Below are 14475 nucleotides of genomic sequence, written 5' to 3'. Positions count from 1 at the left end.
GGTGTGAATCGGGGAGATCAGCGAAAGCGAACCGTTCGAAGACGCATCGAAAGACGTAGTCCATGTCAAAACCGAGGTGGGGTGCGAACGTCGGGATAAACCGTAGGGGACGACGACCTATCTTCTGCCCCGGTGGCATATCATAGTAGTGTGGAAGCCCCTGTAATGGAAGTGGAGCGAAGGAGTTGAATTGCCTGCAGTTTCCAGATAAGTACAGCAACTTGGCTGGAATATCCGGAAAAGGAGACTGGTACGGACCAGGCAACATCGGATCGAAATCCGGGTAGAACACAGCAGAGGAAGGTACGAAGAACGTGACACCAGACCGGGGTTTCGAATGGATAAAATCCTATATGGGACCATAAGAACCACATAATGCGAGAGTATTACATGTGGTTCTGGAGAGGGTTGGCTGAGATGCCAGCCCTACTCAGCGACACACTTTGGCCGATCAATTTCACGGTACAAAATTTTCTGGGTGCCGGTCAACCCCTTATTTTATAACCTAACGTGGCAAAATAGGGTCATATCGCTTGTAATTTCCCCTGCGGTTTATTCTTTGGGATCCCTCAATCCATGAAAATCGTAGGATCGTAGCAAATTGCAATCATTGACATACATAATAAAATTTAAAATTATAAAATAATTAGAAAAATTATAATAAAATATAAAAATAAATATAAGTAGTTATTATATAAAAAATGGAAACTAAAGCCCGTATTAAAGTTGTTGTGCTTTTCGGGACCGTGCAATTTCCTGTGGGGAATGCCCCATCTTATGAATCTAGTCTCACCTTTTGGTAAAGCAATTGGTAACATAATAACATTTTGTTATGACACTGTTTTTGTTTTGTGTTCTCGGGGGGGTTTACCTTATATTTATAAGGGTTCCTTTGATCAATAATTTATTGTAAATTCAGAAAATAATGGGCTGGACAGGACGCTACCACTACGGGATTTAGGAGTGTAATGGATATTGGGATGGACGGATATCCAGTCCGATTCTTCCGGCATCGGACCGGGTTGCCCGGAACTAGACAGTGGGATTCTTGAGGGGGAATACAGGATCTTCGTTCTGTGGGAAAACTCGTCGGACGGGGGGGTTCCCGGGAAAAAAACCGTCGTGGCGCCTTGGACTGTAAAAAATTTATAAAAATTCATATTAAATAAGGCACATCCTCCGAAGATACAAAAACAGGAACAGTGTCATAACAAAATTCTATTATGTTATCAATTTATTTACTAGAAGTTAGACTAAATTCATAGATAGGGTATTTCCTACAAGAAATTGCACGATCCCGTTAATCGTGCTAACGGCAAGGTCGTGCTGTCTAGATACCTGGACAACATGTTGCTCACTCCTGACCTGTTCAATTGTCCTCTGCTTGAATTCCAACGAAAATTTTCTCCGTGTCATTTCCACGTTCACCCCTTACGGGGAACCAGCTCCCGTTATACCCATCTGAACCTATTATAACAGGGGGCCTAATAGAAAGTTCCTTTACTGTGCCGATCAGGGTCCATTGTATTAGGGGTCCTTCTAGGGGTTGATACCTTCTCGGGGAATTAATAATAGCCCTGGGATACCCGAGCCTATCCTAAATTTATGGGACTCATCGCCAATATCAGCTGTATTCTCCGTTCATTGTTGCCACCACTGTTACCCCTATTCCCCTGTGGGAACCTTTATAATTCCAAAGGATGGCAGTGTTTCGGGCCCGTTTGCGTGTGGACACATAATATTTTAATATATCCATAAAAGTACAATAAAATAGTATAATAAAGATATTTTTTTTGACAATTGTTTTATTCTTTGTTAAAATTTGTACACGAGCTGCTAGACGTGTCCTGACAACAGGTTTCAAAATTGAATAGAAAGGACCTGCGCTGGAAGTTCATGTCCCCCCTCCCCATGGTTTAATCCAAGGATAGGGGATTCGTACACCCCCTAGTTTCGACATGAACTGCTCTTTTCGGTGCATCATTGGCCGGTTCGCCTGCGCTAATTTTCCCAACACTTATCGGGTGGGGCATACCCGCCTTTTCCCTGGCAACCTTCCCACGCATGACCTGTTCTCTTACCATGGGACACGCCAGGGCGGTTTTTTAGAACCTACTACCTATCGGTCGATCTGGTTCCAAAAGGTCTACCTCCATTTTTTCTGTACCTAAAGGGTTCCAACATCCCCACAATATTAGGGTGGTTGTATCCGTAAGAATCCATCCTATTTCCTGTTCCCCAACAACCATTATCGTTGCATAACCTAACAAAAATAACCACAAAAACGGATCCTGCAATTCGAAAACCAGATACCAGGGAGATACTGCAGAAGGAGAGCACCCACACTATGTCGTTATATGAAAAAAGTAGAATAGAAACTATAATCCCTCTCACAGGCAGTCTTTTAATGATAACCATAACAACGGCTACGCTGCTATCCCCACCCACCTCTCTTGCAAATGACACGAGGAAGGGGGTAGAAACCTGCAGGAGAGGCGATCTTCCGGATGATTGTTGTGAGGGACCGAATCCCCATTTTACCTGTCCGCCGAAGGAGGAGAAACCACAGGAGGACTTCTACGATAGTATGAATCTTCCAATATATAAAGAGGAACCTAGTGGTAGAGCACTGGTGGGCTTCTATGATAGTATGAATCTTCCAATGAATAAAGGGGAACCTAGCAGTCGCGTAGTGGCAGGGCCAATACCCCAAACCGTCCACGGTGGTAAACTACGGGAGGACTTCTACGATAGTATGGATCTTCCAGTGGATAAAGGAAAACCTAGCGGTCGCGTAGTGGCAGGGCCAATACCCCAAACCATCCACGGTGGTAAACTACGGGAGGATTTCTACGATAGTATGGATCTTCCAGTGGATAAAGGGAAACCTAGCGGTCGCGTAGTGGCAGGGCCAATACCCCAAACCATCCACGGTGGTAAACTACAGGAGGACCCCTACGGTCGTATAGATATTTCAACTGGAACAGTTATGTCTGACAGGGCAAATGCACATATGCGGGCAAAAGGGTATAAAACTATTCATTCAAATCCTCTTTCTACTAAATTTATAATTTCCGGCAGTAGTCAACCCTTGATGGCTAGCCAGATTGTTCCCTATGTACCTGAAACTGGGGTAAGCCAAAATGTAGTAAAAAATTCCAATATAAACATTTCTACCCCAACAGGGACAGATCGCACAAACGTAATGAACGATCATCACCTTGGGACCAAAAATCAATCCAATGGGAAATCCACACAGAAAAACAATGAGAACCCTGGGATAAGTCAAAGCATAGGGGGAAATTCTGCTACAAACATTCCCACCCCAGCAGGGGCAGGTCACACAGACAAGACGGACGATCACCGCTTCGGAACCAGAAATCGGCCTAACAAAAACTCCACGCAGGAAGGGGACAGAAACCAAGGAAATCCATCATCTATGGCAAACACAGCAAATGTTCAAACCTTTAACCTTATCGCTGGTTCCTCTGTAGTGGCAATTATGTCACTAGTACTTCTCATCCTCCTCCGACTCTATCGCCGCCGCGGTGAGTAACAGAGATCTACGGATTTTAATGGGGGTTATAAGTCTGGGAGTCCCCAGCAGTAGGGTTTCTAAGTTTTGTTTTGCCCGCGTCAAGCCGTAATCCGTGTGAGGAAAAGGTTTCTAGATTACAATTCAGCCATCAGCCGGAAATTGAGGAAGAAGATACCTAAGCGGGGGAAGGAAATTAAGAAAACACGGGTTCTTGGCCAAACTTTGGACCCGGAATATTCTCGGGCGGTTTCTTCCTAATTCTGGATTGTAGGGATGAATTAAGCGAAAGCCTACTTTCCTCACATAATTGGTTTGTTTATTCAGTTCGTTATACACAAGCCTATGCCAAAGAACATTTATCTCTATTAATTTATAAAATAAATGAAAAAATTATGTGTGTTTTTCTATTATTCTTAAAAATTATTGAATACTTTTTAATTTATTTTATGTAGTATTAGACACTGTTATTATATGAAACATTTATAGTACCTATCCGCCCGATTGTTTTCTAGGTGGCCATTGCAATATACGATGGCAAAATTTTCATAGTTCCTCCAAATCCGAAGCCAAAAACGTGGATGAAGATCACAAGCTTGAGGGTTTTCCTTCTATGGGAGCATGGGTAGCCCCTTGTCATCCCTATGGTAATTTGCAGTGAAGGAGAATTCAAATCTAGGCATAGGTAAATATAGAACCCTATCACGATACATTCGATGGGACCGTGCAATTTCTTGTGGGGAATGCCCTATCTATGAATCTAGTCTCACCTTTTCGTAAAGCAATTGAGTAACATAATAACATTTTGTTATGACACTGTTCCTGTTTTGATATCCCAGGGGTATTTATCTTATATTTATAAGGTGTTTCCTTTAATCACTAATTTATTGTAAATTCAGAAAATAATGGGCTGGACAGACCGTTGCGAGATTTAGGGGTATAATGGATATTGAGATGGGCGGCGGATACCCAGTCTGATGCTGGAAGGATTGTACCACATAGGTTACCCCCAGAACTAGGCGGTGGGATTCTTGAGAAGGAATATGGTACCTCCGTTCCGTGGAAGAACTCGTCGGATGGAGGGAGTTTCCCGGGGAAAAACCATCGTGGCGCCTTAGACGGATTTTCCCCGAAAGGTGCTAGCTAGAAATCAAGGGTATGGACATCGTCCATACAACCCTGCCCTTGTTCCGTGCATAAGAGGGGATGAAAGTCATAAGCCGTGGTGGGAAGAGGTTCTCCGTTCGAAATTTCGGACTCGTAGTCAGCAGGGATCGAAAGAAGATCCTCGACAGGCAATGGGTTGGGGTTTTCTTTTTGTTTCCCCACCCAATAGAAAGCGGTAAGCATCAATTCCTTCATCGCTACCTCAAGACTAACGAATCCACCTTTTTTGCTATTCGTTCTCTCACGAAACAGAGCATTCAGCGATTCCGTGTAGTTCGTGGATAGTATATAGGGCAGAAGTATGGGGTTTTGGGTTATGGATGCCGCTTGCAAACTCAAGGAGATTTTTTTAGGACTGAGCCTTTCCCATGCTTCGCATGTCGCCTTATTTCCAAACCGATACTTCCCTGCACACTCGGACCACCGTTCTAGTGCCTGTCCCATATCCCCAGACCGTAAGACGTAAGAAGCGTCCTTAGCCATTTCCTTCTTCATACTTTTAGGAGCTGCATTCATGATGTTACGAATCGCGTGAACGTAACATCGTTGGTGAACCGTATGGTGAGGAAAATGCTTGCGTACAACTAAGGGAAAAGCCCTATGCCCATCTGTGGTAACGATACGTATATCGTTGACATTCAGGCCCCGTTCCTTTAGTTTCCCTATATGCTGATCATAGGATTCAACATTCTCATCAGGCGAGGGGGTGATCCCTATTATATCCCGCCTCCCCTCCGCCGTGATACCCGTGCTGACTGCGATCGCTTTCGAAACATAACGACCCTCCTCCCGAATGGGAACAAAGAGGGTATCCATACCTATGGCTGTATATACTGTCGTGCTCAGATCCCTTTCGAAATATTGTATAGCATCGTTGTAATAAGGTTGCAACCACTGCGAAAGCGTTTCCGGGGGCGTCCGAAGGTTGAATCCTTCCTCCAATAGTTTACTAATTTTTCGCAAGGAGAGGCCCGGAAGATAAAGACGATAAACGAAATCTTTGAGGGTATTCTTTGCACTCTGATAACGTGGTAACGAGTACGGTGAAAATTCCCATCTTGTCCTAGGAACCTCTAGATCTAGTTCCCCAAACAGTGTGCTATATCCGCGATGATAGACCCCATTCCCCTCATCCTGGGGATATTTCAGACAATGGAGGGTTCGATCTACACGCATGCGTAAGTTACATAGGTCCTCGACAACGGGTTTCCAATTCTTTGGGTCGGTTAGAGGGTCTATCTCTGGGATCCATGCGTTTTTTAACAATCCAATCAGCGCCCGCACCAAAATACTACCACCGTCGTGATGGAACATGAGGCTAGTAATATCGTCCAGGGGAAGGGAATCCTTCGTCTTTTCCTTGTGGTTCGATGGACAACACAATAATAGCAGTTTCTCAATCAGATGCCTAGATTCCTCCCACTCCTTGGGACCCCATGAGGTAATTCCCTCCTTGAGATCATCGAAAAAACGTTGAGCACGTAAGAACCGATCCCGAGTTTTTGGATCGTGCAATTGATGATATCCATCCCCTTCGGATCGTGCATTCCCCGGACCTTTATCTTTTCCGTCACGCAAAGTTATGGATGGAGAATCCTCGATCAGTGGGTTGTGTTCCGTTTCTTGGGGGGCAGGGGACGGATTCATACTATGTAATTTCCCAATCTCACCGGCTACCGCAGACCATTTTGTGTCCTTATTCCCTGCTGCCATTGCCGTTGCCTTGTTGGCTAGGGCCAGCTTCTCGTTTGCCATTGCCATTGTCTCGTTGGCTAGGGCCAGCTTCTCGTTTGCCATTGCCATTGTCTCGTTGGCTAGGGCCAGCTTCTCGTTTGCCATTGCCATTGTCTCGTTGGCTAGGGCCAGCTTTTCGTTTGCTATTGCCATTATGGTCCTATCGGTTAGAATCAGTTTCTCATCTATTAAGACATTATGGCTATGACAGAAGGGACACGTACTTTTCAGTGTTTTTCCACAATACGGGGAGTCCATGGACCGGTCGCCTATCTTCATCGAATTTCTAGCTATCCATGACTCTTCTTTTTGGATATTGATTTTTCCTGATAATGTTGTATTATGGGTGTGGATGCTCATGTTTTCCCTCCTCTGAGTTTATTGTTTGTTGATGATCAATATTCTATCAGAGGTAGGGGGCATGAGTCATCCCCTTTTTACATAATAACGCTTCATTCTTTTTCACTGCAGATCGTGCGATCGTGCCCTATTTGTTGATCAGATCGCTTTGTCCATGGTAATGGAACCTTGTTCCATCTTATCCGTAATGTTGACAACATTACGGATTTTTTGTTGTTTTTGTACGTACCATAAACAGGATGGATCTTACTACAACACAATGTTCGTCTTCCGCGCAAGGACCTAGTAAAAATTTTATAAAAATTCATATGAAATAAGATAAATACCCCTGGGATATCAAAACAGGAACAGTGTCATAACAAAATGTTATTATGTTACTCAATTGCTTTACGAAAAGGTGAGACTAGATTCATAGATAGGGCATTCCCCACAAGAAATTGCACGGTCCCTAAATTTATTAATAGATAGAATATTATGATTACATAGAAGCAAAAACAGAAAGTAAGGTAGGGGGAGCCTACATGGTCAACCCGTATCGTCCATACTTTTGACCCGACACCCGAATGTAGGTGGCTGTTGAATCACCCTCCCTCTGGAAGCCTCCACCCCTTTTGTTCCTCGCTGAGTTGATCCCGTAATTCCAAGAAATCCTCATCAGTCAACCTCCTCACCGCGCGCCTCGTAAGCGATTCCACATCATAAGGACCCCTCCAACCATATTTTCTCATACAATCTATCCTGTCATCTACTAGGATGTTCCGTATCTCCTCGGGATCGTACGTTCCCCGTAGCCTTCTGACATAATCCCCGCCCGGAATTTGCATAAATGCTATCTGATTCAGACGAGAGTCCCTTATGTGACGTAACTGCGAATCCGATAATCCCTCAAACTGAGAAAGCGACAAATGTCTCAATACAGAATGAGCAGCAGAAGAAACGAATTCATCAGAACCCATACTGTACGGAAACCGAAAATAACGATTAGGTATGGATGAGACATCATCAACCGCAATCCACCTAAGCCTACCCTCCGCAATTGAATATTCTAAGAGGCTTCGGTACACAACGTCTCCGGGAACCAATGCCGCATCCGCCACCCTAACCTTACCGAACCCCAACGTCCTAATTTGGAAATCCTCTAATTCCATGATCCTGGGTCCCAGCATGAAGGCGAGTTCCATTCCCATTTTTCCTATATCATCCCCCAATGCCCGTAGCTGGAAAACGGTGTAATGCACCCATTGATCTGGGGGGGTGTTTCTCACATACTTTAGTGGTACCCTACGGTAATCCTCCGGTGTCATCCCCCGTAGGTGGTCCTTGAAATACTTGTAAAAAGATTGGGGTACCCACGGTGCCTGTCTCGCTAACCGATCTACAAGATCAGGCGACAATACTCCTATCTCCTTAAGCCTGTCTCTAAGAACTTGATGAACGACATCCGGACCCTCCCCATATCGATCAGACGGAATCTTCTCCATCGCATCTAACGCCTTTTCTATCAATAAATCTTGGCCCTGGGGCTCCGCCGATGAAAGACCGGGGGAACCACTGGAGTCCCCTTGTTGGAAGGTCGCGGGAGGGGTACCCACCATAGGAGAGACACCACCACCCATAGGGGAGACGCCACCATCCATAGGAGAGACACCATCCATGGGGGAAACGGGGGAAACACCTGCTGTGGACGACGAGGGCTCTGTACTTCCGTCCCTAGTAAGCTGATCGCTCGGAGCCGATCTTCCAGAACCCCTTCCTTTGCCTCTCTTGGTACGGGATCTTGCTTTCCCGGGTTCACAATGTTCGGGATCGTCCCCCCCGTCCAACGACACATCCCTGTGTAGCAACAACGAATTAGGAGACGGCAAATCTCGAATACCGGACAAGGATGATTCCCCCAAGGAGGAAGCCGTGGGTTCATGGAAAAATCCCAATAACACGGAAGTAACAGAAAATATAGCAAACGCATACTTATTATTCATTTTATTCATTTCAACCCCCATACCTAAAAACATAATAAAAAATTAATATAGATTGAATCATATCCCGCCCCACACAATAAGGTTTAAAAACAAAAAATTTATAGTGGTAGTCACTACCAAGTAACCTATCGTATACACCCTATCCCAACCTAATCCCTCCTGTAAAGGAAAATTGGAAAAGGAGGGGTGCGCAGGCAGCATCCAAACGGGTGTATGCATTCGTCAAGTAGGGTTGGCATCCTCAAGCCAACCCACCCACAGACACAGACCTACACGTACTACTCTCACATTATGCGGCTCTTAGGGTCCATGAGATCAGAATTCACCTGAATAGGCGCCCATGTGCAAACAACCTCTTATACCTGGAACGGATATACCCATCTGCTCACTTTCCCCCAGCCCCTACTGAATCCCTTGTATTTCCCCCATTTCTTCAACCTGTCGTCTACTAAATATGGTAGGGCCCTTATCACTCTAAACGACTGAAAGGCGCCGTAGTATTCGATCCACCCTACCCGTACTGGGATTGAGTCGCTTAGCTATCTCAGTCCATTCCCTTTGTATCCATCGATGCATCCTTGTTGCCTTCGAACGCTCTACCATCTTATTTCTATCTTTCCGATGGATGTCTGAATGGAAGCCTAGGAATGCTGAACCTGCCCGGGTGGGTCTCCGCTGTTCATAGCGGGTGGATGAACAGAGGCTTTAGGGTATGAAATTATTGCATGAATCAGGCAGGCAGTATTATGGAGTAGCATATGAAGAACGGATGGTAGGCAAACAGATCGTTTGAGTTCACCGGGCTGCCCTATAACCCTAGTTGATAGGCTCTCCCCCCTTTTCATTATGGACAACAGCAGCTGCGACTAAGTACACGCCAAATCTAAGGGGTATGGTACCTCGGGAAAAGTCGCGAAAGGGGGAGAAACCAACAACAGACCTTTCCTATACGTTCGAGCAGCATGCACAATGTACAAGGGGGATGGGCCCAATGGGACGCTCACTGTGCAACATAGTACCTTAGTTTGGAATGCCGAAACAAACGGGATATCCCCCTCTCCCAACTACCCATGTAGTTCTATATGTAAAAAATGATTACGAGGCCCAGGATCTAACACGGGAATATCGAGGTTTGTACTCGGTTTGGGTGCGAGGACGGTTGGATAACACAATCACTAGATTTTTGTAATTTTTATCATTCTTAATCCCGAAATATCGGCGCATGATGGACTTGACGAAACAATTTCTACCCTCTGCAACGCCATTGGTCATTCTACAGAGGTGGTAATTGGCGATATAATCCTCGCCGGATTCTAAGCTTTTTGCCGCGTTTTGAATGCCCACGCACCGGGATTGTAGTCCTGCTTCCATCAGGGCACGCAGGGCATCCCGAGCCTCCTGGATCGTATGGAACTCATTGTCATACCAATGCCCCAGTGCAGTTACAAACCCGTAAGCTTTCTCCAAATGGGACCAAGAGGAAGTATACTCAAAAACCCTTTTTATGAAGGCTCTTACCTGTGAATCCATGGTTTCCCAATAACGGTTCTTCAAGGCCCCGCGGATTGCCTGCTTTATTTTTAAAAAACAATTCTTTTTCTTGTTTTTAGGCATATTTTTGTATTCTGATATTAGGTTTTCATACATATCGATAATATATGATATGCATTCATCAACATCATCCCTAGATAGCTTAGATTGTTCATACTGTTTCCGAAAACGGGAGCGGGTTTTCTCTATTTTCTCGTATTGGAGTTTGAGGTCAGGAAAGTATTGGAGTAGCTCCTGCAGTGCCAGTTCATCCTGGGGTGTAAGTTGCTTATAAAGGCTTTTTTGAAGCAAATCCAGAAGCATTTGATCAACAGAATCAACGAATTTTTTATTTTTGAAAAAGCCCGTTACAATTGGATGCAGGGCATGATCCCTTATGTTCATAACAATATGGAATCTGTCATGGATGATCACCGCATCACAATAGTTTTTTTCTATGAAATTACGATAGGACCTAGCGCGATCAATAATAACGGCAGCTGGTTTCAGCTCAAGCAATTCCGGGTGGAACTCCTTGATATTTTTTTCGAGTTCTTCTTGACTCCTCCCCTTGATCACGGCCAATACAGTCTTATGAATTGGATCATGAAAGAGGGTTACATACTCATTTCCTTTACGTACGGCGGTATCATCGATGCAAACGATACCATATGTACACAGGGCACGGAGCCGTTTCAGTTCCTGAGGGGATAACACTACACCCCTTCCTTCTCCATCGTACATAATGGTATTTTTCTGACTTTGATCCATCAGCGGGAGTTCGTCCGAACTATCAATTTTATCAAGATCTGTTGATTTTACTATATTTTTGTTCCCTGTCTCGATAATCCAATGCAAAATCTCCTGCATCTTTTCTGGACTGACCTCCCGGTTTTTGTATCTTTTCAAGGCCTCCGCTTCTAGCTCCTGTCCTTGCTTAAGAAGGGCCCCCTCAAATAACATCCCATAAGCCGTCTTCTCTGGAATCCCATGATACCCTGCGGAAGCTTTTGCTGTCGAAGCGCTTGCCATATCAGCAACTGATTTTTTACATGCCTTTGTGTACGTGTTCTTAGGTTCAATTATGGAATACACATGGGTAACGTCTTTCCCGCACAACGGGCACTCCCATCTCTGTGTACGCATAATCGATAAACAAACCCAGTCATTGATGATTCCGTGTTTTATAATTCGGGGTTTATCCTGAAAACCGGCTTTGTTTACCCAGTATCCCGTTTTTACCAAGCAACACCCGCAGGCAGCACATTTTGTTTCAGGTGAGGGTTGCTTTGCGCGAGATTCAAGTATGGTCAGCGACACCCTCTCCCCAACAGGTCCGTACTTTTCTGGGAGATGTGCTGCCACCAAGCCTACCACCTCTACTTCGGGTATCCCATGAGCGGGGGGTGAAAGGCCGGGTTTTGGCATATTGTGATTGAACTCCCTTATTGCTACCGCATCCTTCAAATTTTTCACATGATCCGGATCTAGAAGAATAGATACAGTAGTCTTTTCCGTTTCTTCGATAGATTGATCCTTAGGCATAGTTATACCATCCAGTACGTCCTGATAACCCTCCGTTTTCAACCAGGTATAGGCGCTTGTCAGGGGCAAATTGTATTGATTGGGGATCCTTTGTATTTTTAGGACAACGACACGGACTGCTTCTGTACAGGGTATTCCCCATAGCTGCATGAGGGACAAGCTTTGTTTCAGATAGTCGATAAAGCCCTCCTCTGTCTTAGGAAGATACCCAAACTGTTGTGGAATCCACATCCGATCCATCAACCACAGGTAGTAGTTCCCAATGACACATCCTTGTGAAGGTTCTGCCTCCTCTAGAGCCTCCTTGAGTGTTCTGGCTATCCACTCAAAAATATCTATATCATTAAAGCCAAGATTCCGTAACTTCCCAATCACCGCTTCAAGCAATATCTTTGTGGTTATAAAATCCTTGGCCCAATAGGTGGTTTGTAATTTATTTTTGTTAGCAGACAAAAATTGAATGCTCTCTACGACAGACTTGGAATCCAAATCCTTGTTGGGGTTCATGTTCAGAAGAACCTCGGAAAGGTCCCGAACCCTACTCTGGAAAATGCGTCCACAGTGTTTGGGTACGTCCGATAAACCGACTTCAACATAAGATATTACGCTATCTATACTGCCAAGGGGATTTGTGATAGAGTGGGGGTAGGTCATTAGCTCTAACACCTGCTTTTCCATAGGAATTTGAGGGTTCTCTATGGGGCATTATAGCAGAAGAGGGGCTAATGACCTAATTTTTTTGTTGTTTTCTTAATAACTATCAAACTAGAGGACCATGATCCTTAATTTTACAGTCATCGGATAGGTGCTCCCTAGCAAGCATCTTATTCGTTTTCTAATACGTCACCGCCTACCCGATTCCTATAAAAAAATCCATGCTAAAGAGTCGCCATTCATCTACCCGCTATGAACAGCGGAGACCCCCCGGGTTGCACACGTTCGGATTATGAATGTAGATTCTTAAGAAATCAAAGGGGTTTGTATTATAATTCCCTCTTCGATTATCATCCCTGCAGCACAATATACTGTCTTAATAACATTTAATTATATATTTATTGTATTGGGACACATTCTCATTCCAAGTCCATCATACAATGAAGCATGGAAATAGGGTTCCAGATGAGGTTCTAGTCCATTCTTGGTAACGGTCTGAGCGAGTTCATCTGCTACAGTAATAATTACATTTTAATAAAGACGGAATCAATAGGTAGTAAATACATAAAAAGAGAGGGAATAGGATCAGGGCCCCAATACATATTTTAAAATAATAAAAATATTTTTAATATATATTTTACATATAAATCCATAAAGGGAATTCCCAAAGATGGGGGGATTTCACCTGAAAACCTTGTTTAAAAATTCACACCCCCAACGGGACGCTGCCCTCATTGGACCGCACAAGGTTCCTATTAGAAAGCCGTATCATGAAAAACTACTATGTGCGGGTTTTGGGAGAAAGCTGGCTGAGATGCCAGCCCTACCCGATGAATGCCCCCCGTTCCTTCGAATGCTGTGCCGCCCAGCTATACGCTCGGCAGAAAAACAGAAAACATCAACCCATATCTGCCTAAAAACGCAAACCAAACCGCAAAATAAAAACGTACTGAGAAAAGAGAGTACTGACCCGCTCATGAATTCACCCTATCCCTCTCCTCCTGCCAGGCAAAGGCAACCGCATGGGCAACCCCAGGAATATTTTCCCCCTGCTGAAAAGAAAGTGGACTCAGAAGTGAACCCGTAGCTATAACAAGAACACGGTGATACTGCTTTTTCTGTAACAACGGCAAAATATGACCGTAGGTAACTATGGCACTACAACCACAACCGCTCCCGCCAGCAAAGATAGGTGACTTACCATAGGATGTACTCGGATAGATCATAAGCCCACAATCCATAAAATGATCCCCCAGAACCCAACCTCTCTTCCGTAGGAGCTCTTGGACCAGTGAAAATCCTACACTGGCTAAATCACCTGTGACGATGAGGTCATAATCCTCCGGCTTTCGCCCTGTATCATGGAAGTGGGTTAAAATCGTATCGGCAGCAGCTGGAGCCATGGTAGCTCCCATATTGAGCGGATTTTTCATACCGCAATCCACCACGCACCCGAGGGTAGCATGGGTAATCCGAACGCCAGAACCCCCTCGGGCAACAACAGCCGCGCCGGCCCCCGTAATAGTGCATTGCGTGGTCAAAGGTTTCTGACCCCCATATTCCACTGGATAACGGAATTGACGCTCTGATGTGGCACGATGACTGCTTGTGGCAGCCAGAGCTGAACGTGCATAGCCTCCATCCACCAGAGCGGCAGCATTGGCTAATGTAAGCATGGAAGTAGAACATGCGCCATACATTCCCAAAAAGGGAATCTTAAATTGTTTAGCAGACAGGGATGCTGTAATGATCTGATTGAGAAGATCCCCCGCTAAATACGCATCTACTGTATCCTCAGAACGTCCTGATTTTCTCAATGCAATGGAAACTGCATCACATAACATGGAACGCTCGGCTTTTTCCCATGAAGTTTGTCCTGCATGGGGATCATCATAAACCTTGTCCAATTTTCCCGCTAGCAAACCTGTTGCCTCTAGAGAGGAAGCAACAGCCGCGCACGATTCTATGCGT

11 protein-coding genes are annotated in these 14475 nt (G+C 44.8%); 3 read left to right on the top strand and 8 right to left on the bottom strand.

The window, feature by feature from the left end; all coding sequences use genetic code 11:
- Positions 1-975 precede the first annotated feature (975 nt).
- Positions 976-1152 carry a hypothetical protein gene (locus PPRES148_RS11905; RefSeq protein WP_187820902.1) on the top strand — a complete coding sequence of 59 codons (177 nt, stop codon included), beginning with the start codon at positions 976-978 and terminating at the stop codon, positions 1150-1152.
- Positions 1153-1248: 96 nt separating this feature from the next.
- Here the strand turns inward: PPRES148_RS11905 and PPRES148_RS08960 are convergent, their stop codons facing one another.
- Positions 1249-1416 carry a transposase gene (locus PPRES148_RS08960; protein ID WP_149454315.1) on the bottom strand — a complete coding sequence of 56 codons (168 nt, stop codon included), beginning with the start codon at positions 1414-1416 and terminating at the stop codon, positions 1249-1251.
- Positions 1417-2587: 1171 nt separating this feature from the next.
- Here PPRES148_RS08960 and PPRES148_RS08955 point away from each other — a divergent pair.
- Positions 2588-3556, top strand: coding sequence for a hypothetical protein (locus tag PPRES148_RS08955; protein WP_149454314.1), 969 nt, complete (start codon positions 2588-2590; stop codon positions 3554-3556).
- A gap of 928 nt (positions 3557-4484) precedes the next feature.
- Positions 4485-4682 (top strand): hypothetical protein, encoded by a 198-nt coding sequence (locus PPRES148_RS08950; protein ID WP_149453237.1) that lies wholly within the window; start codon positions 4485-4487, stop codon positions 4680-4682.
- Here the strand turns inward: PPRES148_RS08950 and PPRES148_RS08945 are convergent.
- The 7 genes from PPRES148_RS08945 to spoVAD all read right to left on the bottom strand — a co-directional run.
- Positions 4679-6796 carry an IS256 family transposase gene (locus PPRES148_RS08945; protein WP_149453236.1) on the bottom strand — a complete coding sequence of 706 codons (2118 nt, stop codon included), beginning with the start codon at positions 6794-6796 and terminating at the stop codon, positions 4679-4681. The two genes, PPRES148_RS08950 and PPRES148_RS08945, sit on opposite strands and share 4 nt — an antisense overlap.
- A 581-nt stretch (positions 6797-7377) precedes the next feature.
- On the bottom strand, positions 7378-8784 hold the full coding sequence (locus PPRES148_RS08940) for a hypothetical protein (protein ID WP_149454313.1): 1407 nt from the start codon (positions 8782-8784) through the stop codon (positions 7378-7380).
- A 347-nt stretch (positions 8785-9131) separates the two neighbouring features.
- Positions 9132-9248 (bottom strand): hypothetical protein, encoded by a 117-nt coding sequence (locus PPRES148_RS13385; RefSeq protein ID WP_425468262.1) that lies wholly within the window; start codon positions 9246-9248, stop codon positions 9132-9134.
- 1 nt (position 9249) lies between these two features.
- Positions 9250-9378, bottom strand: a complete 129-nt coding sequence (locus PPRES148_RS13070; protein ID WP_281290000.1) for a hypothetical protein — start codon at positions 9376-9378, stop codon at positions 9250-9252.
- A 492-nt stretch (positions 9379-9870) separates the two neighbouring features.
- Positions 9871-12528 carry a transposase gene (locus PPRES148_RS08930; RefSeq protein ID WP_149454312.1) on the bottom strand — a complete coding sequence of 886 codons (2658 nt, stop codon included), beginning with the start codon at positions 12526-12528 and terminating at the stop codon, positions 9871-9873.
- Positions 12529-13272: 744 nt separating this feature from the next.
- Positions 13273-13482 carry a hypothetical protein gene (locus PPRES148_RS08925; protein WP_149454311.1) on the bottom strand — a complete coding sequence of 70 codons (210 nt, stop codon included), beginning with the start codon at positions 13480-13482 and terminating at the stop codon, positions 13273-13275.
- A partial coding sequence (gene spoVAD / locus PPRES148_RS08920; RefSeq protein ID WP_149454310.1) for a stage V sporulation protein AD occupies positions 13479-14475 on the bottom strand: 997 nt, incomplete at its 5' end. The genes PPRES148_RS08925 and spoVAD, both read right to left, overlap by 4 nt.

Source organism: Pasteuria penetrans (assembly GCF_900538055.1).
Classification (GTDB): Bacteria; Bacillota; Bacilli; order Thermoactinomycetales; family Thermoactinomycetaceae; genus Pasteuria; species Pasteuria penetrans.
Note: the sequence above shows the minus strand (reverse complement) of the source record. Positions and strands in the feature narration are given on the sequence as shown.